This window comes from Streptomyces sp. LaPpAH-108, from assembly GCF_000373625.1.
GTDB lineage: Bacteria > Actinomycetota > Actinomycetes > Streptomycetales > Streptomycetaceae > Streptomyces.
Window position 1 is genome coordinate 1,093,897 of record NZ_KB891987.1, and the last position, 21,093, is coordinate 1,114,989.

General features: G+C 71.2%; 16 protein-coding genes. 12 read left to right on the forward strand and 4 right to left on the reverse strand.

Annotated features, from left to right (window positions below; genetic code table 11):
* Window positions 1–151 precede the first annotated feature (151 nt).
* The 3 genes from B079_RS0104995 (at window position 152) to B079_RS0105005 (ending at window position 3,536) form a co-directional block, all read left to right on the forward strand.
* Window positions 152–1,078, forward strand: coding sequence for a proline dehydrogenase family protein (locus B079_RS0104995; protein ID WP_018544684.1), 927 nt, complete (start codon window positions 152–154; stop codon window positions 1,076–1,078).
* Window positions 1,079–1,143: 65 nt separating this feature from the next.
* Complete coding sequence (pruA, locus tag B079_RS0105000; protein WP_018544685.1) at window positions 1,144–2,775, forward strand: L-glutamate gamma-semialdehyde dehydrogenase; 1,632 nt, start codon at window positions 1,144–1,146, stop codon at window positions 2,773–2,775.
* Window positions 2,776–2,879: 104 nt separating this feature from the next.
* Entirely contained in the window at window positions 2,880–3,536 is a 657-nt protein-coding gene (locus B079_RS0105005; protein ID WP_018544686.1) for a maleylpyruvate isomerase N-terminal domain-containing protein, read from the forward strand.
* 11 nt (window positions 3,537–3,547) lie between these two features.
* Here the strand turns inward: B079_RS0105005 and B079_RS0105010 are convergent, their stop codons facing one another.
* Window positions 3,548–4,540: an NADP-dependent oxidoreductase gene (locus B079_RS0105010; RefSeq protein WP_018544687.1), complete on the reverse strand. Its 993-nt coding sequence runs from the start codon at window positions 4,538–4,540 to the stop codon at window positions 3,548–3,550.
* Between the two features lie 105 nt (window positions 4,541–4,645).
* On the opposite strand from B079_RS0105010, the gene B079_RS0105015 reads away from it, so the two are divergent.
* The 5 genes from B079_RS0105015 to cimA all read left to right on the forward strand — a co-directional run bounded on the left by B079_RS0105015 (window position 4,646) and on the right by cimA (window position 10,443).
* Window positions 4,646–5,527 carry a LysR family transcriptional regulator gene (locus B079_RS0105015; protein ID WP_018544688.1) on the forward strand — a complete coding sequence of 294 codons (882 nt, stop codon included), beginning with the start codon at window positions 4,646–4,648 and terminating at the stop codon, window positions 5,525–5,527.
* Window positions 5,528–5,774: 247 nt separating this feature from the next.
* Window positions 5,775–5,906: a hypothetical protein gene (locus B079_RS36275; protein WP_018544689.1), complete on the forward strand. Its 132-nt coding sequence runs from the start codon at window positions 5,775–5,777 to the stop codon at window positions 5,904–5,906.
* Between the two features lie 76 nt (window positions 5,907–5,982).
* A complete protein-coding gene (locus B079_RS0105025) occupies window positions 5,983–7,026 on the forward strand; it encodes a 3-isopropylmalate dehydrogenase (RefSeq protein ID WP_018544690.1) in 1,044 nt (347 codons plus the stop codon).
* Between the two features lie 316 nt (window positions 7,027–7,342).
* Window positions 7,343–8,434 (forward strand): branched-chain amino acid aminotransferase, encoded by a 1,092-nt coding sequence (locus B079_RS0105030; protein ID WP_018544691.1) that lies wholly within the window; start codon window positions 7,343–7,345, stop codon window positions 8,432–8,434.
* 404 nt (window positions 8,435–8,838) lie between these two features.
* Window positions 8,839–10,443, forward strand: coding sequence for a citramalate synthase (gene cimA / locus B079_RS0105035; RefSeq protein ID WP_018544692.1), 1,605 nt, complete (start codon window positions 8,839–8,841; stop codon window positions 10,441–10,443).
* A 55-nt stretch (window positions 10,444–10,498) separates the two neighbouring features.
* On the opposite strand, the gene B079_RS0105040 is transcribed toward cimA, so the two are convergent.
* On the reverse strand, window positions 10,499–11,086 hold the full coding sequence (locus B079_RS0105040; RefSeq protein ID WP_018544693.1) for a GOLPH3/VPS74 family protein: 588 nt from the start codon (window positions 11,084–11,086) through the stop codon (window positions 10,499–10,501).
* Between the two features lie 98 nt (window positions 11,087–11,184).
* Window positions 11,185–13,053 carry a ricin-type beta-trefoil lectin domain protein gene (locus B079_RS0105045; RefSeq protein WP_018544694.1) on the reverse strand — a complete coding sequence of 623 codons (1,869 nt, stop codon included), beginning with the start codon at window positions 13,051–13,053 and terminating at the stop codon, window positions 11,185–11,187.
* A 266-nt stretch (window positions 13,054–13,319) separates the two neighbouring features.
* On the opposite strand from B079_RS0105045, the gene B079_RS0105050 reads away from it, so the two are divergent.
* Window positions 13,320–16,340, forward strand: coding sequence for a glycoside hydrolase family 3 protein (locus B079_RS0105050; protein ID WP_018544695.1), 3,021 nt, complete (start codon window positions 13,320–13,322; stop codon window positions 16,338–16,340).
* A 63-nt stretch (window positions 16,341–16,403) separates the two neighbouring features.
* On the forward strand, window positions 16,404–17,771 hold the full coding sequence (locus B079_RS0105055; protein WP_018544696.1) for a hypothetical protein: 1,368 nt from the start codon (window positions 16,404–16,406) through the stop codon (window positions 17,769–17,771).
* Window positions 17,772–17,862: 91 nt separating this feature from the next.
* On the opposite strand, the gene B079_RS0105060 is transcribed toward B079_RS0105055, so the two are convergent.
* Window positions 17,863–18,465: a YceI family protein gene (locus B079_RS0105060; protein WP_018544697.1), complete on the reverse strand. Its 603-nt coding sequence runs from the start codon at window positions 18,463–18,465 to the stop codon at window positions 17,863–17,865.
* A 225-nt stretch (window positions 18,466–18,690) separates the two neighbouring features.
* On the opposite strand from B079_RS0105060, the gene B079_RS0105065 reads away from it, so the two are divergent.
* Complete coding sequence (locus B079_RS0105065) at window positions 18,691–19,188, forward strand: hypothetical protein (protein WP_018544698.1); 498 nt, start codon at window positions 18,691–18,693, stop codon at window positions 19,186–19,188.
* Between the two features lie 308 nt (window positions 19,189–19,496).
* Window positions 19,497–21,080 (forward strand): acyl-CoA carboxylase subunit beta, encoded by a 1,584-nt coding sequence (locus tag B079_RS0105070; protein ID WP_026248369.1) that lies wholly within the window; start codon window positions 19,497–19,499, stop codon window positions 21,078–21,080.
* Window positions 21,081–21,093 lie beyond the last annotated feature (13 nt).

The window sequence follows — 21,093 nt, forward strand, 5'->3', positions numbered from 1 at the left end:
ATACATCTGTCTGAGATCAGGGGAACGGATGCGTGACAGCTGTCGATGGCCGACGATCGGAGAGATCCTTAAGTTTCACGGTGGTTCTCCGCGCCGTAGCCGCATCGTCGGGCGACGGCCGGCTTGGTGCTTGTGCTGCTGGAGGTGCCCCGTGCTGGGTCCTGTGATTCTCGCCGCGTCGCGCAGCGACCGGATGCGCCGTCTCGTCACGGCGGCGCCCGTGACGAAGCAGGTCGTGGACCGCTTCATCCCCGGCGAGAGCGTGGACGACATCGTCCCGATCATCGAGGACCTGACCGGCCGGGGCCTCCAGCTGACGATGGACGTCGTCGGCGAGGACATCACCACCCCCGAGCAGGCCGCCGCCGCCCGCGACGCCTACCTCGCGCTGGTCGACCACCTCAAGGACCTGGAGCTGGGTGAGCGGGTCGAGATGTCGGTCAAGCTCTCCATGTTCGGCCAGGCGCTGGAGGGCGGCCACGAGCTGGCCCTCGCCAACGTGCGCCCGGTCGTCGAGGCCGCCGCCGCCATCGGCACCACGGTCACGCTGGACGCCGAGGACCACACCACCCTCGACTCGATGTTCGCCATCCACGAGGAGCTGCGGAAGGACTTCCCGCAGACCGGCTGCGTCATCCAGGCCTACCTCTTCCGCACCGAGGCCGACGCCCGCCGCCTGGCCGCCGCGGGCAGCCGGGTGCGCCTGGTCAAGGGCGCCTACAAGGAGCCCGCCGAGGTCGCCTACCAGCAGAAGCACGAGATCGACAAGGCGTACGTGCGCGTCCTGCGGACCCTCATGGAGGGCGACGGCTACCCGATGATCGGCTCGCACGACCCGCGCCTCATCGCCATCGCGCAGGAACTGGCCCACCGCGCCGGTCGTAAGCTCGACGAGTACGAGTTCCAGATGCTCTACGGCATCCGGAGCGAGGAGCACCTGCGGCTCGCCGCCGAGGGCCACCGGATGCGTGTCTACACCGCCTACGGCACCGACTGGTACGGCTACTTCATGCGGCGCCTGGCGGAGAAGCCGGCGAACCTGCGCTTCTTCCTGCGAAGCATGGTCAGCACGGGCTGAACCCCCACCACCCCCGCTCGGCCGAGCCCCCCACGACCCGCTCACATCAAGGAGTTACGGATCTCATGGACGCTGTGACCCAGGTCCCCGCCCCCGTCAACGAGCCGGTGCACGGCTACGCCCCCGGCAGCCCCGAGCGCGCCCGCCTCGAGGCCAAGCTCAAGGAGCTGGCCGAGAACCCGGTCGACCTGCCGATGACCATCGGCGGCGAGAAGCGGATGGGCGGCGGCGAGCCGTTCCAGGTCGTCCAGCCGCACCACCACAAGGCCGTCCTCGGCACCCTGCGCAACGCCACCCGCGAGGACGCACAGGACGCCGTCGACGCCGCCCTGGCCGCCGCCCCGGCCTGGCGCGCGATGTCCTTCGACGACCGCGCCGCGATCATCCTGCGCGCCGCCGAGCTGCTGGCGGGCCCCTGGCGCGAGACCATCGCCGCCTCCACCATGCTCGGCCAGTCCAAGACCGCCCAGCAGGCCGAGATCGACAGCCCCTGCGAGCTGGTCGACTTCTGGCGCTTCAACGTGCACTACGCCCGCCAGATCCTGGCCGAGCAGCCCCCGGCCAACTCCCCGGGCGTGTGGAACCGCATGGACCACCGCCCGCTGGAGGGCTTCGTCTACGCGATCACGCCGTTCAACTTCTCGGCCATCGCCGCCAACCTGCCCACCGCGCCCGCCCTCATGGGCAACGTGGTGGTCTGGAAGCCGTCCCCGACCCAGACCCACGCCGCCGTGCTGCTGATGAAGCTCCTCGAGGAGGCCGGGCTGCCCAAGGGCGTCATCAACCTGGTCACCGGCGACGGCATCGCGGTCTCCGAGGTCGTCCTGGCCCACCGCGACCTCGCGGGCATCCACTTCACCGGCTCGACCAAGACCTTCCAGTACCTGTGGAAGACGGTCGGCAACAACATCGAGAAGTACCGCGCCTACCCGCGCCTGGTCGGCGAGACCGGCGGCAAGGACTTCGTGGTCGCGCACCCGAGCGCCGACCGCGCCGTGCTGAAGACCGCCCTGACCCGTGGTGCCTTCGAGTACCAGGGCCAGAAGTGCTCGGCCACCTCCCGCGCCTACATCCCGGCCTCCCTCTGGAACTCCGGCTTCAAGGAGGAGTTCGCGGCCGAGGTCGACGGCCTGACCATGGGCGACGTCACCGACCTGTCGAACTTCATCGGCGCGGTCATCGACGAGCGCTCCTTCGCCAAGAACAAGGCCGCCATCGACCGCGCCGCCGAGGACCCCACCTGCACGATCGTCGCGGGCGGCTCCTACGACGACGCGGTGGGCTACTTCGTCCGCCCGACCGTCATCGAGTGCACCGACCCGGAGAACGAGGTCTTCCGCACCGAGTACTTCGGCCCGATCCTCGGCGTGTACGTCTACGACGACGAGAAGTACGACGAGATGCTGACCCAGATGGAGTCGGTGTCGGACTACGCCCTGACCGGCTCGGTCATCGCCAACGACCGCGCGGCTGCGGCGTACACGATGGAGAAGCTCCGCTACGCGGCGGGCAACTTCTACATCAACGACAAGTCCACCGGTGCCGTCGTCGGCCAGCAGCCCTTCGGCGGCGGCCGTGCCTCCGGCACCGACGACAAGGCGGGCGCCCCGCAGAACCTGATGCGCTGGACGCTGACCCGCGCCATCAAGGAGACGCTGGTCCCGCCGACCGAGTACGGCTACCCGCACATGGGCTGACGCTCCCCGTGAACCGGCCCGGGAGGCCCCGACCACGAGTCGGGACCTCCCGGGCCGTTCCCGTGCCCCGCCCGTGTCCTCCGGCCGCTGCTAGCGTCCGCGCCATGGACCCCTTCTCCCTCTCCTGGACGGCGCTGCGCGAGACGGTGGCCGCCCTCCCGGACCCGGACTTCGCCCGCCCCTCCGGCTGCGCGGGCTGGCTCGTCCGCGACCTGGTCTGCCACCTGGTCATCGACGCCCAGGACGTCCTGATCACCCTGGTGACCCCCGCCGACACGCCCCCGACCCGGGACGCGGCGACCTACTGGACCGTCACCCCCACCCCGCCCACCGGCGACGACCCCCTGGACGCGCTGACCGTCCGGCTGGCGGCGGCGTACGAGGACCCCGCCCTGCTGAGGTTCCACCTGGACGACGTGGGCTCGGCGGCGGGCCGCGCGGCGCGGCTGGCGGACCCCATGACGCGGGTCGCCACCCAGGACCAGGTGCTCACCACCGCCGACTACCTCTCGGCGTACGTCCTGGAGTGGACCCTCCACCATCTGGACCTGATCGCCCACCTCCCGGACGCGCCGCGCCCGCCCGCCGAGACCCTGTCCGTCTCCCGCGCCCTCCTGGAGCGGATCGCGGGAGAGCCGTTCCCCACCGGGATGTCCGACACGGACGCGCTGCTGCTCAGTACGGGGCGCCGCGTCCCGACGGCGGGGGAGCGGGTCCAACTCGGCGCTCTGGCCGAGCGGTTGCCGTTCGTCCTCGGGTGAGCGGACGCGCCTCACCCCTTGCGCACCAGGATCTTCCCCGTGTTGCCCCCGCGCAGCATCAGCAGGAACGCCTCCACGATCCGGTCGAAGCCGTCCACCACCGTCTCGTCCAGGGACAGTTCACCGGCCAGCAGCCGCGGTACGGCGAAGTCGTACAGCTCCTCCTGCGCGTCGCGGTGAGCGCTCACCAGGAAGCCCTCGATGCGCAGGCTCTTCTCCACCACGTCGGCGTGGTCGAAGACGACCGGGGGTGCGGCCGGGGTGTTGTACTGGCTGATCGTGCCGACCCGCACCACGCGCCCCCGCTCGCGCAGCGCGCCGATCGCCGCGCCGAGGTGGTCGCCGCCGACGTTGTCCACGAAGAGGTCGATGCCGTCCGGGGCGGCCTCGGCGAGGAGAGCGGCGACCGGGCCGTCGTGATAGTCGAAGGCGGCGTCGTAACCGACCCGCTCCGTCAGGTACTTGACCTTCTCCGGTGAACCCGCGCTGCCGATCAGGCGGCCCGCGCCGAGGAGTCGGGCGAAGCGGCCGGCCGCCGTGCCGACACCGCCCGCCGCGCCGGAGACGAACACGTCGTCGCCGGGGCGGAGTTGAGCGATCCGGGTGAGGGCCACGTACGCGGTCAGGCCGGTCCCGCCGAGCACGCTCAGATACGCCGACAGCGGCACGCCCGGGTGGTGGGGGAGACGGCGGACCTCGTCGGGGCGGACCACGGCATGGGTGCGCCAGCCGTGCCGGTGGAACACGACCTCCCCCTCGGGGAGTTGGGGATCGCGGGAGGCGACGACCCGGCCGAGGGTACGGCCCTCCAGCGGGGCGTTCAGCGCGAAGTCGCCGTCCATCATCTCGCGGTGGTACGGGTCCACCGACCACCACAGGTTCTCCACCAGGGCCGTACCGGGCGCCGGTTCGGGCACGGGGGACTCCGTGAAGCGGAAGTGGGCGGCGGTCGGGAAGCCGTTCGGGCGGGCGGTCTGCTGCACGGTGAGCGCGGTCTCGGTCATGGCCGGGACCGTAGGCGGGGAATGGCGGAGCCGGGCAGGGGGTTGGGCTCATGCGGACGCGGCGATCCATGAGCCGCGCTCATGACCCCAGGTGGGAGACCCGACGTGACGACAACCGATCTCGCTCCGCAGGAGCTGCGGACCCTGGTCGCCGTGGCCGAGGAGGGCGGGTTCTCCGCCGCCGCCGTCCGGCTCGGCACGACCCAGTCGGCCGTCTCGCACGCCGTGCGCGGCATCGAGGGCAAGCTGGGCGCCGTCCTCTTCGAGCGCGGCCGGTTCGGCGCCCGGCCCACCCCCGCCGGGGAGCGGGCCACCGCCCACGCGCGGCGCGTGCTGCGGATGCTCCAGGCGCTGGCCGCCGACGCCCGGGGCGCGGACACGGGCGAGGCGTCCGGTCCGCTGCGCGTGGCCGCCTTCCGCAGCGCGGCCCTGCATCTGCTGCCGCCCGCCCTGGAACGGCTGGCCGCGCGGCACCCCGGCATCGAGGTGAGCGTGAGCGTCGTACGGGAAGTGGACGCCGGTACCGCGGGCGAGGTCGCCGCCGGGCGGGCCGACCTCGGCATCGCCACCTTCGGCGACGGCGCCCGCCCGCCCGGCACCCTGGTCGGGGACGTGCTGCTGCGCGAGCCGTACTCCCTGGTGCACCCGGCCGGACACCCCGCCCCGCGCACCCTGCCCCTGGTCGACTGGACCGAGAACTGCGGCTCGTACACGCGCGACTGGTGGGCCGCCCAGGACTGGATACCGGCCGCGACCGTCCGCGCCGAGGACGACGGGGCCGTGCTGTCGATGGTGGCGAGCGGGCTCGGCATGGCCGTCATGCCCGCGCTCTCGCTCACCGCCGTGCCCTCCTCCGTGGCGGTCACCGACCTCGGACCCGAGCGCCCGTACCGCGCGGTCGGCTATGTGACGACCCCCGAGCTGGCCGCAACCTCGGCCGTGCGGGCGCTCGTGCGCGAGGTGCGCGCCCTCCGCCCGGGACGGTGAACGCCCAGGTCAGCGCCCGGTGAGCCGACACGCCGTCTCAGATAGTAGGAAGTCCGAGTAATGATGCAGACAGGCGCGGGCCGGTCCCTTAGCTTGGGATGAGCCGAACGACTCGCTTCATCAGCGAATGGCGGTCGTGAGCCGCGCCCTGTGCAGGCAACCCCTGCGGCGCCCGCTCTCCGCCCCTTCCGGCGTCTCACAGCTCATCGCTGCCGTGCCCCAGCTCTGTCGAAGGAGTCGATTTCCCATGGCCGAGACGACCGTCCGCCGCCGAGTCCGCCACACCTCCCGTACGAACGAGACCGACCGCGCCCAGGCCGCCGCAGCCCTCCAGCGCGCCCTCGACCGCCGGGACAACGGCGGCGAGACCGGCCACTGAGCCGTACGACCGCCCGTCCTGTCCGTATCGCGGACAGCTCGTGTCATCACCTGGGACGCCGGAGTAGGGTGCCGACATGTCTCGCAGCATCGATCTCGCAGTGATCCCGGGTGACGGCATCGGCCAGGAGGTCGTGGCCGAAGGTCTCAAGGTCCTCTCCGCCGTCCTCCCGGAGGACGTGAAGCTGGAGACCACGGAGTACGACTTCGGCGCCCGGCGCTACCACGCCACCGGTGAGACCCTCACCGACGCCGACCTCGCCGCCCTCAAGGACCACGACGCCATCCTGCTCGGCGCCATCGGCGACCCGAGCGTCCCGTCCGGCGTCCTGGAGCGCGGCTTCCTGCTCAAGCTCCGCTTCGCCTTCGACCACCACGTGAACCTGCGCCCCTCCAAGCTGCTCCCCGGCGTCGCCACCCCGCTCGCCGGACAGCCGGAGATCGACTTCGTGGTGGTCCGCGAGGGCACCGAGGGCCCCTACACGGGCAACGGCGGCACCATCCGCACCGGCACCCCGCACGAGGTCGCCACCGAGGTCTCCGTGAACACCGCCTACGGCGTCGAGCGCGTCGTCCGCGACGCCTTCGCCCGCGCCCAGGCCCGCCCGCGCAAGAAGCTCACCCTGGTCCACAAGAACAACGTGCTGACCTTCGCCGGACACCTGTGGACCAACATCTTCAACAAGGTGGCCGAGGACTACCCCGAGGTCACCACCGAGTACATCCACGTCGACGCGGCCACCATCTACCTGGTCACCCAGCCCGAGCGCTTCGACGTCATCGTCACCGACAACCTCTTCGGGGACATCATCACCGACCTCGCCGCGGCCGTCTCCGGCGGCATCGGGGTCGCCGCCTCGGGCAACATCAACCCGAGCCGGGAGTTCCCGTCGATGTTCGAGCCCGTCCACGGCTCGGCCCCGGACATCGCCGGACAGGGCAAGGCCGACCCCACCGCCACGGTCCTCTCCGTGGCCCTCCTGCTGCGCCACCTCGGCTACGAGGCCGAGGCCGACCGTGTCGACGCGGCCGTGGCCGCCGACCTCACCGCCCGCGTGGGCGGCCCCGCCCGCTCCACCGCCGAGATCGGCGACGCGCTCGTAGCAGGCGTAACCGGCTGACCCGCCCGGCCCCTGAGGGCCGCCGGGTCGCCTCCAGCGCCCGGCGGCCCTTTGCCATGCGCCGCCGCGGTGCCACCATCAACCCCTGGGTCGCATTCACCCCGATTCCTTCCGGCCCCGGCTCCGCGCGATAATCGAACGCGGAGCCGCGGTATGAGGGAAAGCTCGGACGTCCTCACTCCGGCCCTCCGGCCGGTGCGGGCGGCGTGAGCGCGGCCCGCCACGACCGGTGCTGCGTTTCGCCGGGGGCGACCCCGGTCCGGCCGAAAGACCGGAAGCCGCCCCGACCACGCCAGGAAGAGAAGGATTCCCGCTCATGACGACGCCCACGATCGAGCTCAAGCCCTCCGCCCACCCGCTCGCCGCCGCCGAGCGCGAGGCGATCCTGGCCAACCCCGGTTTCGGCCGCCACTTCACCGACCACATGGTGACCATCCGGTGGACCGAGGGCCGCGGCTGGCACGACGGCCAGCTCGTCCCGTACGCCGCCATCCCGCTCGACCCGGCCACCAACGTCCTGCACTACGCGCAGGAGATCTTCGAGGGCCTGAAGGCCTACCGCCGCCCCGACGGCTCGGTCGCCACCTTCCGTCCCGAGCAGAACGCCCGCCGCTTCCAGCGCTCCGCGCACCGCCTCGGCATGCCCGAGCTGCCCGTCGAGACCTTCGTCGAGGCCTGTGACGCGCTGGTCTCCCAGGACAAGGACTGGGTGCCCGCGCACGGCGGCGAGGAATCCCTCTACCTGCGCCCCTTCATGATCGGCACCGAGGTCGGCCTGGGCGTCAAGCCGTCCAACGAGTACCTGTTCCTCGTCATCGCCTCCCCGGCCGGCGCCTACTTCAAGGGCGGCGTGAAGCCCGTCTCCATCTGGGCCTCCGAGGACCGCGTCCGTGCCGTCCCCGGCGGCATGGGCGACGCCAAGACCGGCGGCAACTACGCCGCCTCCCTGCTCGCCCAGGCCGAGGCCGCCACCAAGGGCTGCGACCAGGTCTGCTACCTCGACGCCGTCGAGCACAAGTGGGTCGAGGAACTGGGCGGCATGAACCTGTTCTTCGTCTACGGAAACAAGATCATCACCCCGACCCTCACCGGCTCCATCCTGGAGGGCGTCACCCGTGACTCCCTGCTGACCGTCGCCCGCGACCTCGGCTACGAGGCTGAGGAGGGCCGCATCTCCGTCGACCAGTGGCAGCGCGACACGGAGAACGGCACCCTCACCGAGGTCTTCGCCTGCGGCACCGCCGCCGTGATCACCCCGGTCGGCACCGTCAAGCGCGCGGGCGCCGAGTGGAAGCAGGGCGACGGGGAGCCCGGCGAGGTCACCCTCCGCCTGCGCGAGGCCCTGCTCGACCTCCAGCGCGGCATCAGCGAGGACAAGCACGGCTGGATGCACGAGCTGGCGCGGTAAGGCACGCCGTAACGGTTCGCCGGACGGCTCCCGGCGAGCGCCGACAGGCGAGCGCCCCGGACCCCTCGCAGGTCCGGGGCGCTTTCGCGTCCGCCGTTCTGGACGGCCCCGCCCGCATACTGAGACAGTCGGTGGGACGGCGGGCGTTCTGTGCCAGACTTCCCCCGTGTTCTCGCTCTCCATGATTATGGGCAGCAGGCGCGCCGGTCCGCAGTGACCACCTCGCACGACCAGGTGCGGGTGGCACCGTCGTCCTCGACCCGCGCGCAGACCTCTCGCACCCGCGAGGGGTTTTTTCGTTTTCGGCCCACCCACGGCCGGTGACGGAGCGCGAGGGAAACTGGGGGGAACGGTGGAGCCGGTCATTCCGGTAAGACCGACATCACAACAGGAGCCTTGAGACCATGACCGCACCCAGCGAGCTCGACGATTCCTTCCACGTCTTCGACACCACGCTGCGCGACGGCGCGCAGCGCGAGGGCATCAACCTCACCGTCGCGGACAAGCTGGCCATCGCACGGCACCTGGACGACTTCGGCGTGGGCTTCATCGAGGGCGGCTGGCCCGGCGCCAACCCGCGCGACACCGAGTTCTTCGCCCGCGCCGCGAAAGAGCTGGACCTGAGGAACGCGGCCCTCGTCGCCTTCGGCGCCACCCGCCGCGCCGGGGCCAAGGCCGCCGACGATCCGCAAGTCAGGGCCCTCCTTGCGTCCGGCGCCCCGGTCATCACCCTGGTCGCCAAGGCGCACGACCGGCACGTCGAACTCGCCCTGCGCACCACGCTCGACGAGAACCTGGAGATGGTCCGCGACACCGTCGCCCACCTGCGCGCCGAGGGCCGCCGCGTCTTCGTCGACTGCGAGCACTTCTTCGACGGCTACCGCGCGAACCCCGAGTACGCCAAGGCCGTCGTACGCACCGCCGCCGAAGCGGGCGCCGACGTGGTCATCCTCTGCGACACCAACGGCGGGATGCTCCCGGCGCAGATCGGCGCCGTCGTCTCCACCGTGCTCGCCGACACCGGCGCCCGGCTCGGCATCCACGCCCAGGACGACACCGGCTGCGCGGTCGCCAACACCCTCGCCGCCGTCGACGCGGGCGCGACCCATGTGCAGTGCACGGCGAACGGCTACGGCGAGCGCGTCGGCAACGCCAACCTCTTCCCGGTCGTCGCCGCCCTCGAGCTGAAGTACGGCAAGAAGGTGCTGCCCGACGGCGCGCTGCGCGAGACGACCCGGATCTCGCACGCCATCGCCGAGGTCGTCAACCTCACTCCCTCCACCCACCAGCCCTACGTCGGCGTCTCCGCCTTCGCCCACAAGGCCGGGCTGCACGCCTCCGCCATCAAGGTCGACCCCGACCTCTACCAGCACATCGACCCCGAGCGGGTCGGCAACACCATGCGGATGCTGGTCTCCGACATGGCGGGCCGCGCCTCCATCGAGCTGAAGGGCCGCGAACTCGGTGTCGATCTCGGCGGCGACCGCGAGCTGGTCGGCCGGGTGGTCGAGCGGGTCAAGGAGCGCGAACTGCGGGGCTACACCTACGAGGCCGCCGACGCCTCCTTCGAGCTGCTGCTGCGCGCCGAGATCCAGGGCGCCCCGCCGCAGTACTTCGACGTGGAGTCCTGGCGGGCGATCGTGGAGGACCGCCCCGACGGCACCCACGCCAACGAGGCGACCGTGAAGCTGTGGGCCAAGGGCGAGCGGATCGTCGCCACCGCCGAGGGCAACGGCCCGGTCAACGCCCTCGACCGGGCGCTGCGCGTGGCCCTGGAGAAGATCTATCCGCAGCTCGCCAAGCTGGAGCTGGTGGACTACAAGGTCCGCATCCTGGAGGGCAAGCACGGCACCTCCTCCACGACCCGCGTCCTGATCTCCACGGGCGACGGCGCGGGGGAGTGGTCCACGGTCGGCGTCGCGGAGAACGTCATCGCCGCCTCCTGGCAGGCGCTGGAGGACGCGTACACCTACGGGCTGCTGCGCGCGGGCGTGGAACCGGCGGAGTAGAGCCGAGGGGCCAGGGCCAGGGCCAGGGGCCGGGCCGGTGGCGGGGCGGTGGCGGTCAGGGAGCGCGCCAGACGTTGTCGAACGCGTCCTCCTCGATCCGCCGCCGCTGCCGTACCGCCTCCAGCTCGGTCAGGGCCTCGCCGACGGTGGCCAGCACGAGCGCGACCCGGTCGTCCTCGGGACCGTCCTCCGCGCTCTTGGCCCCGGGCTCCCCGATGCCCAGCTCCGCCGCGAGCCCGGTCAGCACGGGCTCCCGTACGGCCCACCGCTCCGCCGCCTGCCGCCGCTCGGCCGAGTCGGTGGGCTCGGCCCGCCGGAACAGCTGCCGCAGCCCCGACCCGCCCGGCTCCAGCGCGTCCGTGTACGTCGCGGCGAGCCCGTCCCCCCGCCGCCACAGCCAGTCCGCCACCGACTCGTACGGCTCCTCGCGCACCAGCGCCCCGGCCGCCTCGTCCAGCAGCTGGTCCCCGGTCAGATGCCCCGAGGTCGGCACGATCAGGTCCTCCCGCAGCTCGATCACCCCGGCCCCGAGCAGATCCAGCAGCTCCGCCCCCGCCAGCGCCAGCGAAAGATCGCCCCGCTCCACGGGCCGGTCGGCCCGGACGTCGAGCACGACGAACAGCAGATCCTGCGGTGTGGTCATCTCGGGCTCCCGGTCAGGAGGGGTGATACGGGCCGCGTACCACTCCCGCCCGGCCGGGAAACCCGCCGCGCCGCCGTGCGGACCAGTGGGCGTGCGGACTAGCGCAGCGTCCACTTCTGGTTGGCGGCCCCCGTGCACGTCCAGATCTGGGCCCGTGCGCCGTTCGCCGAGGAGTTGTCCGTCACGTCCAGGCACTTGTCGGCAGCCGTGTTGACGACGTCGCCGGTGGAGGCGTTGTACGACCACTGCTGGGCGCCGGTGCCGTTGCAGTCGTAGAGCTGGACCTTGGCGCCGTTCGCGGTGGACGCGGAGGTGACGTCCAGGCACTTGCCGAGGGCGCGGACCGAGCCGTCGGCGGCGACCGTCCACTGCTGGGCGGTGCTGCCGTTGCAGTCGTAGAGCTGGACCGCGGTGCCGTTGGCGGACGAACCGCCCGCCACGTCAAGGCACTTGCCCGCGAGCCCGGTGAAGGTGCCGGTGCGGGCGCCGTCGCCGGACGGGGTGCCGGACCAGGTGAAGGTGGCGGAGGTGCGGGCGGGCAGAGAGTAAGTGGCGTGCTGGCCACCCCAGTTGATGGTCACGGTGCGCGCCGAGGAGCCGCCGTTGTAGGCGATCAGGGCCTTGCTGCCGTCGGGGTTGCGCCAGGCCACGTTGGGCACGGCGGTGGAGGCCGTCGAGGCGATGCGCTGGGCGCCGGGGCGGACGAACTTGGTGAGGTGGCCCATGTCGTAGTACTCGACGGTGTAGTCCACGCTCCCGCTGCGGCTGTCGCCGTTGTGCACGGTGATCAAGCCCGTGCAGGTGCCGCAACCGCCGTTGTGCGGGCCCATGTTCTGGTCCACCGCGAGGGACCACTTGGTCACCGACTTCGCCCAGTTGCGGGTGTAGTCGATGATGTTCGACATGTCCTCGCGCTGCTGGTCGGCGATCCAGGTGCCGCCGGAGTGCTCGGTGGCGAAGGCGTCCAGCGCCGGGTACTGGTTGTGCACCGAGGTCTGCTTGGTCACGTCACCGCCGTAGCCGTGCCAGGCGATCCCGCCGAAGTTGGGGTGGCTGCGGACCGCCGCGTCGTCCACGGTCTGGGCGGCGTAGGAGTCGTAGACGTCCCAGTTCCAGTCGTGCGCGAGGACCTTGGTGGACAGGCCCGCCTGCTGGAGCTTGGGCAGCAGCTCGCTCTTGGTGAAGTAGGCCAGCCCGCTGGCGTTCCAGCTCATCGAGGGGTAGCCCGAGCAGCAGGTCGGCTCGTTCTGGGCGGTGACGTAGGAGACGTTCACGCCCTGATCGCGGTACGCCTGGAGGTACTTGACGAAGTACGACGCGTAGGCGCCGTAGTCCTCCGCCTTCAGCCAGCCGCCGTTGAGCGAGCCGCTGTCCTTCATCCAGGCCGGGGCCGTCCACGGGGAGGCCATGACGGTGAGGGACGGGTTCAGCTGGAGGGCCTGCCGGGTGAGCGGGGCGACGTCCGCGAGGTCGTGCGCGATCGAGAACTTCGCCAGCGAGGGGTCGCTCTGCCCGGCCGGTACGTCGTCGTAGGTGTAGCCGGAGCGGGCCAGGTCGGAGGCGCCCATCGGGTTGCGCAGGAACGACAGGCCGATGCCGTCCGTGGGGGAGAACAGCTTGCGCAGGGTGGCGTCGCGGGTGGACTGGGACAGCGCGCCGCTGCTGTTCATCAGCCAGGCGGCGGTGTCGGTGAAGGACGCGCCGCCGCCGGTGAACGTCTGGTAGCGGGTGCCCTCGTCGACGGTGATGTTCTCGCCGGAGCCGCCGGTGCCCGAGGAGAAGGCGAACGGCGCCTGTTGCTGGAGCCCGCGGGTGACATGGCGCCCGCCGGAGTCGTCGGTGGTGGTGAGCCAGGCCGTCACCGGCTCGCCCGCCGCGTGCGCGGCGGGGACGGCGAGGGTGCCGAGCCCGGCGGTGGTCAGCAGCGCGGCCAGCAGCAGCCGGACCGGACGCAGGGGTGGTCTCATGGTGCGCCGCCCTTCGAAGAGGTGGGGGGAGATGGGGAACAGCGGCGTGCGAGGCGTGAGTAAATGACGGCCTCCACCGTCCGTCAAGGGGTCGCGCATTCAGAAGGCGAACGCACAACACCTCTGCTCCCCACATGAGTCGGCGGTGTACCACTTCCGGCGTGAAGCCTTGACGCCTGCTGGGGACGCCAGTTGACTCACGCCGTGAGTTAAGTCATGAGTGAACCCGAGCCAGATGAGTGAACCCTGAGCCGAGGGATGGGCCCATGCGAAGAACCGCCCTGCTCGCCGCCGCCGCTCTGCTGACCGCGACTCTCCCCCTGACCGCCGCCGCCACCGCCTCCGGTGCGAGCGACCCGCCCCCTGTGTCCGTCGACCGCTTCGAGGGCGAGGTCCCCTTCGCCGCCCAGCCCGCCGAGGGCATCTTCACCTGGGGCGGCGACAGCGACGACCCGCCCGCCCTGGAACTGGCCGCCCGCGCCGACGCCCCCGAGGGCGCCAAGGTCCTCGCCGGCACCTACGACATCAGCGGCTACGGCGGCTTCACCCACGACTACGCCGCCGCGGGCCCCGCCCACGACTGGTCCGCGCACCGGGGCATCCGCTTCTGGTGGGACGGCCAGGACAACGGCAAGAAGATCGCCTTCGAGATCAAGGACGGCGGCAGCAACGGCGAGGCGTCCGAGCTGTGGACGACCTCCTTCACCGACGACTTCACCGGCTGGAAGCAGGTCGAACTGCCCTTCGGCGCGTTCACCTATCGCACCGACTACCAGCCCGTCGGCGGCATCGACCACGTCCTCGGCCTCACCGAGATGTGGGGCTACGCCGTCACCCTGCCCACCGGCGTCAAGGGCCGCTTCGCCATGGACGGCGTCGAACTCTACGGCGCCGCCGACCCCGCGCTGCACGCCTCCGTCACCACCGACGCGGCCGTCCACCCGGTCCGCGAGGGCGGCACCGCCTCCGTCCGCGTCACCGTCGCCACCACCGGCGAGAAGCCGCTGACCGACCCGGTGACCGTCGGCTACAAGACCTCCGGCGGCACCGCGCGCCCCAGCACCGACTACAAGCCGGTGGACGGCACCCTCACCTTCCCGGCCGGCACCCCCTCGGGCACCTCGCGGACCGTCAAGGTGACCACCCTCAAGGGCCGGGGCGCCGAACCCGCCGAGACGATCCCGCTCAAGCTCACGGTGACCGGCGCCAAGGCCCCCGCCGAGAACCCGCAGATCGTCATCGACGCCCACGGACTGCCGTACCTGGACGCCAAGTTGCCCGTCCGCAAGCGGGTGGCCGACCTCCTCGGGCGGATGTCACTCGCCGAGAAGGTGGGCCAGATGACCCAGGCCGAGCGCGGCGCCGTCAGCGACCAGGGCGACATCGCGGCCTACGACCTCGGCTCACTGCTCTCCGGTGGCGGCTCCACACCCACCCCCAACACCCCTGCGGCGTGGGCGAAGATGATCGACGGCTTCCAACTGCGCGCCCAGGCGACCCGGTTCCAGATCCCGCTGATCTACGGCGTGGACGCGGTGCACGGCCACAACAACCTCGTCGGCGCCACGATCATGCCGCACAACATCGGCATCGGCGCGACGCGTGACCCCCAACTCGCCCAGCAGACGGGCGCGGTGACCGCCGCCGAGGTCCGCGCCACCGGCATCCCCTGGGACTTCGCGCCCTGCCTGTGCGTGACCCGCGACGAACGCTGGGGCCGCTCCTACGAGTCCTTCGGCGAGGATCCGGCGCTGGTCGCGTCCCTGGAGACGGTGATCCAGGGCCTCCAGGGCCGCGCCGACGGCCGCGACCTCGCCCGCCCCGACAAGGTCCTCGCCACCGCCAAGCACTTCGTCGGCGACGGCGGCACCGCCTACGGCTCCTCCACCACCGGCACCTACACGATCGACCAGGGCGTCACCAAGGTCACCCGGCAGCAGCTGGAGGCCGTCCACCTCGCGCCGTACCAGGACGCCGTGGACCGGGGCATCGGCACGGTCATGCCGTCGTACTCCTCGCTGGAGGTCGTCGGCGACGGACGCGGGCCGGTGAAGATGCACGCCCGCGCGGACATGATCAACGGGGTGCTCAAGGGCCGGATGGGCTTCGACGGCTTCGTGATCAGCGACTGGAACGCCATCGACCAGCTCCCCGGCGACTACGCCGCACACGTGCGCTCCTCGGTGAACGCGGGCGTCGACATGATGATGGTCCCCTACACCTACAAGGACTTCACCGCGGCCCTGACCGCCGAGGTGAAGGCCGGACGGGTCACCGAGCGGCGGATCGACGACGCGGTCTCCCGCATCCTCACCCAGAAGTTCCGCCTCGGCCTCTTCGAGCACCCCTACGCGAACACCTCGGGCGCGTCCGCGATCGGCTCCCCGGCCCACCGCGCCGTCGCCCGCCAGGCCGCCGCCGAGTCCCAGGTGCTGCTGAAGAACAGCGGCGGACTGCTGCCGCTGAAGAAGAGCCAGAAGGTGTACGTCGCCGGATCCAACGCCGACGACATCGGCAACCAGACCGGCGGCTGGACCGTCACCTGGCAGGGCTCTTCCGGCGCCGTCGTCCCCGGCACCACCATCCTCCAGGGGATGCGGAAGGCGGGCGGCGACGTCACCTACTCCCGGGACGCCTCCGCACCGGTCAAGGGCTACGACGTGGGCGTGGTCGTCGTCGGGGAGACCCCCTACGCCGAAGGGGTGGGCGACGTGGGCAACGGCCACAGCCTCCAGCTGTCGGCCGCCGACCGGGCCGCCGTGGACAAGGTGTGCGCGGCCATGAAGTGCGCGGTGCTGATCGTCTCCGGGCGCCCGCAGCTCGTCGGGGACCGGCTGGGCGGCATCGACGCCCTGGTCGCCTCCTGGCTGCCCGGCACCGAGGGCGACGGCGTGGCCGACGTGCTCTACGGCAAGCGGGCCTTCACCGGCCAGCTCCCGGTCACCTGGCCGAGGTCCGAGGCGCAGCTGCCGATCAACGTGGGCGACGCGTCGTACGACCCGCAGTATCCCTACGGCTGGGGTCTGACCACCCGTACCACCGTGCCCAAGGGCGGCGCGGCACAGCTGAAGGCGCTCGGCACGGCGGCGGAACGGGCCGGGCGGGCGCACGACGGCACGCTCGGACGGGCGCTGGTCACCAAGGCCCGGCTGATCGTCCAGGACAAGGCCGGACAGCGGATCACGGCGGCGCTGGCGAAACCCTTCGCCGAGGCCGACCACGCGCTGCTGACCGGGGACTACGCACTGGCGCTGCGCAAGCTGGCGCAGGCCTATCGGGCGGCCTGATTCACCCGAACCGGTGATCCGCACACCTGACCGAAAACGGGAGGCTTCGGGTAGCGTCGAAGGATGAAGGCCGTCCTGCCGACCCGAAGCCTCCCCGCGCTGCTGCTCGCCGCGCTGGCGCTGGCTTTCACGACCGTGTTCGCGCCCGCCGCGAGCGCGGACACGAATGTCTCCGCCATCGGCCGGGCCCTGCGCGAGAACCCTGTCTACGTCGACCCGGCCGCCTCCGGGCAGCTCTCCCGCGCGGACGCCGACGCGCTGTCCAAGCGGATCAAGGACGCCGGGAAACCGGTGTTCGTCGTGGTCCTGCCGGAGGGGTACCAGACCAAGGACCTCTTCTCCGACCTGCGCACCGCCACCGGCATCACCGGTCTGTACGGCATACGCCTGGGCGACCGCTTCGACGCCAGGGCCGACTCCGTGGTGCTGTCGGACACGGCCCGCAAGAACCTGGTGGCGAGCGTCCAGGGCGAGGACGCCAAGGCGCAGCTCACCGACTTCACCGACCGCGCCCTCGACAGCGTCCGGGGCCATGCGCCCTCCGGCTGGGACTCCTCCGGCGGGGGAGTGTCCGGCACCGGGCTGATCGTGGCCGCCGGTGTCCTGGTGGCGGCGGGCGCGGGCGCCTACACCCTGGTGCGGCGCAACCGGCGCCGCCGTGACGAGGAGCAGCGCGCCGCACTCGACCGGCTGCGTGTGGTGGTGGACGAGGACATCACCGCCTTCGGCGAGGAGCTGGACCGGCTCGACTTCCGGCCCGGCGAGCCCGGCGCGGACGACGCGATGCGCGCCGACTACGAGCGCGCCCTGAACGCCTACGACCACGCCAAACAGCTCATGGACCGGGCCCGCAGACCCGAGGACGTGCGCGCGGTCACCGAGACCCTGGAGGACGGCCGCTTCTCGCTCGCCGTGCTCGCCGCCCGCCGTGAGGGCCGCCCGCTGCCCGAGCGGCGCGCACCCTGCTTCTTCGACCCCCGCCACGGCCCCTCGGTGACCGACGCCCTGTGGACACCGCCCGGCGGCAGCCCGCGCCAGGTCCCGGTCTGCGCGGCCGACGCCACCCGCCTCGCCGACGGCCACGACCCGGCGGTGCGCGAGGTCGACACCGAGTACGGCCGCCGCCCCTACTGGGACGCGGGCCCGGCCTACGGCCCCTGGGCGGGCGGCTACTTCGGCGGCGGCCTCCTCCCCGGCCTCCTCGTGGGCACGATGCTCGGCGGCATGATGTCCACCCCCGCCTACGCGGCCGACTACGGCGGTGGGTACGGCGACGGCTTCGGTGGCGGTTTCGGCGGCTTCGAGGGCGGCGACGTCTCGGGCAGCAACTTCGACCCCGGCGACTTCGGCGGCTTCGGCGACGGAGGCGGCGGCGACTTCGGTGGTGGTGGCGACTTCGGCGGAGGCGGCGATTTCGGGGGCGGCTTCTGAGCCTGCCGCGCCGCAGCGCGTGTGCACGAGCGCCCCGTTCCCTCCTCGGGAACGGGGCGCTCGTCGCTGCCGCGGCCAAGCCGCCGAAGACTCACGCGTTCTTGATGGCCGACACGTCGAAGCTGAGCTTGATCTTGTCGGAGATCAGCACGCCGCCCGTCTCCAGGGCCGCGTTCCAGGTCAGGCCCCACTCCGAGCGCAGCAGCTCGGACTTGCCCTCGAAGCCCACGCGGTCGTTGCCGAACGGGTCCTTGGCGGAGCCGTTGAACTCCAGGTCGATGGTGATCGGCTTGGTCGTGCCGAGGATGGAGAGGTCACCGGTGATGCGGTAGTCGTCGCCGCCCAGGGACTCCGCTTTGGTGGAGCGGAAGGTCATCGTCGGGAACTCGTCCGTCTTGAAGAAGTCGGCGGACTTCAGATGGGTGTCCCGGTCCGCGTTGCCGGTGTCGATGCTGTCCATCTTCACGTCGAGGCTCGCGGTGGAGTTCGCGGGGTTCTCGCCGTCCAGGTGCAGCGTGCCGGTGAACTCGGTGAAGCTGCCCTTGACGTTGGTGACCATCGCGTGCCGCGCCGTGAAGCCGATCGAGGTGTGCGCGGGGTCGATCGTGTAGTCACCGGTCAGGCCCGCCAGCGCGGCGCCGTCCTGCGCGGGGGTCGTCTCGGGGGTGCTGTCCTTGCGGTTGAAGATGCCCATCGTGTGCTCCTCGAGTTTGTTTAAGGTTCAACGAACCCTGCTGTTACGACCGTAACCTCATTCTGTTTGGTTTTCAACATCATCCGGTGCGTGTTTTCACGCCAACACACAGTCACCACGTACGCCCTCTGGCGGACGCGCGTAGAACTCGGGCACCATCTGCGGTGCACCACCTGCACAGCCGCCCCACAGGAAGCTCGGCCAACCGCAGGAAGGGTTCCCCACGTGAAGATCCGTTCCATCCTGACCGCGCTCGCGCTCGTCGTCGCGCCCGGTGTCGCCGTCGTCGGCACCGCCTCCGACGCCTTCGCCGTCACGAAGATCACTCATGCCACCGCCACCCAGATGTTCCGCGACGTCGGTATCACCTGGTCCTCCTCCGGAGGCTGCTCGAACCGCAACAACTCGACCTGTACCTCCTTCGACCAGCTCAACCTGCCGACCGCCCAGGGTGCCCAGACCCTCAAGCGGGCCACCGGCTGCGCGCTGAACATCACCGGCGGCACCGAGACCGGCCACGCCTCGGGCACCTACTCGCACTGGAACGGCTACAAGCTGGACTACGGCAAGAACACCTGCGTGACCTCGTACATCAAGAACACCTTCACCTACATCGGGCTGCGCGGCGACGGGGCGCCGCAGTACCAGTCCGGCTCCGGCAACATCTACGCCGACGAGGGCAACCACTGGGATGTCCTGTACTACAACTGCGGCGGCTGCTGAGCGGGCCGTGAGGCGGGGGCTGTGCCGGGGGAGAACTCCGGGACGGCCCTCGCCGCCGTTCGGGGTACGGTGGGCGCGGTCGGCCGTCCGGAGGCCCTGTTTCACTCCGTGGTTGGCGTGTCGCGGCGCTGAATCCGCGCCGCGTTCCGGTACCGGCCTTTGTGGCACCCCTACAACTCCGACGCCCTCCGGGCAGTCGGAACAGCTGCATGCCGCCCCAGTTCTGTTCGGTGGTACCAGGAAAACGCTTCGGAGACTGTACGGAGTGGACGGCTCGCTTTCCTTGATGTCCTTCGTAAGGTCGCTACATGACCGTTTTGGAAGAGACGACGGGTGAGCCGACGGACGCGCGTGGTCGGGTCGCCGAGCTGCACGAGATCCGTGCGCGGGCCCTGGCGGGCCCCAGCGAGAAGGCGACCGAGGCGCAGCACGCCAAGGGCAAGCTGACGGCACGGGAGCGGATCGAGCTGCTCCTGGACCCGGGTTCCTTCCAGGAGGTCGAGCAGCTGCGCCGGCACCGCGCGACCGGTTTCGGCCTGGAGGCCAAGAAGCCGTACAGCGACGGTGTCGTCACCGGCTGGGGCACGGTCGAGGGCCGCACGGTCTTCGTCTACGCGCACGACTTCCGGATCTTCGGCGGCGCGCTGGGCGAGGCCCACGCCACCAAGATCCACAAGATCATGGACATGGCCATCGCGGCCGGTGCCCCGCTGGTCTCCCTCAACGACGGCGCGGGCGCCCGTATCCAGGAGGGCGTCTCCGCGCTCGCCGGCTACGGCGGTATCTTCCAGCGCAACACCAAGGCGTCCGGCGTCATCCCGCAGATCTCCGTGATGCTCGGCCCCTGCGCGGGCGGCGCGGCCTACAGCCCCGCCCTGACCGACTTCGTCTTCATGGTCCGCGAGACCTCGCAGATGTTCATCACCGGCCCGGACGTCGTCAAGGCGGTCACCGGCGAGGAGATCTCCCAGAACGGCCTGGGCGGCGCCGACGTGCACGCCGAGACCTCGGGCGTCTGCCACTTCGCGTACGACGACGAGGAGACCTGCATCGCGGAGGTGCGCTACCTCCTGTCGCTGCTCCCGCAGAACAACCGCGAGAACCCGCCCCGCGTGGAGTCCTCCGACCCCGCCGACCGGCGCGGCGACGTCCTCCTCGACCTGGTCCCCGCCGACGGCAACCGGCCCTACGACATGACCAAGGTCATCGAGGAGCTGGTGGACGACGGCGAGTACCTGGAGGTCCACGAGCGCTGGGCGCGGAACATCATCTGCGCGATGGCCCGCCTCGACGGCCAGGTCGTCGGCATCATCGCCAACCAGCCGCAGGTCCTCGCGGGCGTACTGGACATCGAGGCGAGCGAAAAAGCTGCGCGCTTTGTCCAGATGTGTGACGCTTTCAATATCCCGATCATCACGCTCCTCGACGTGCCGGGCTTCCTGCCCGGTGTCGACCAGGAGCACGGCGGAATCATCCGGCACGGCGCGAAGCTGCTCTACGCCTACTGCAACGCGACCGTGCCGCGGATTTCGCTCATCCTGCGCAAGGCGTACGGCGGTGCCTACATCGTCATGGACAGCCAGTCCATCGGTGCGGACCTCACCTACGCGTGGCCCACGAACGAGATCGCCGTGATGGGCGCCGAGGGCGCCGCCAACGTCATCTTCCGCCGTCAGATCGCCGACGCCGAGGACCCCGAGGCGATGCGCCAGAAGATGGTCAAGGAATACAAGGCCGAGCTCATGCACCCGTACTACGCGGCGGAGCGCGGCCTGGTGGACGACGTGATCGACCCCGCCGAGACCCGCGAGGTCCTGGTCAAGTCGCTGGCGATGCTCCAGTCGAAGCACGCCGACCTGCCCTCCCGCAAGCACGGCAACCCGCCGCAGTGATCGAGCCCTCGGA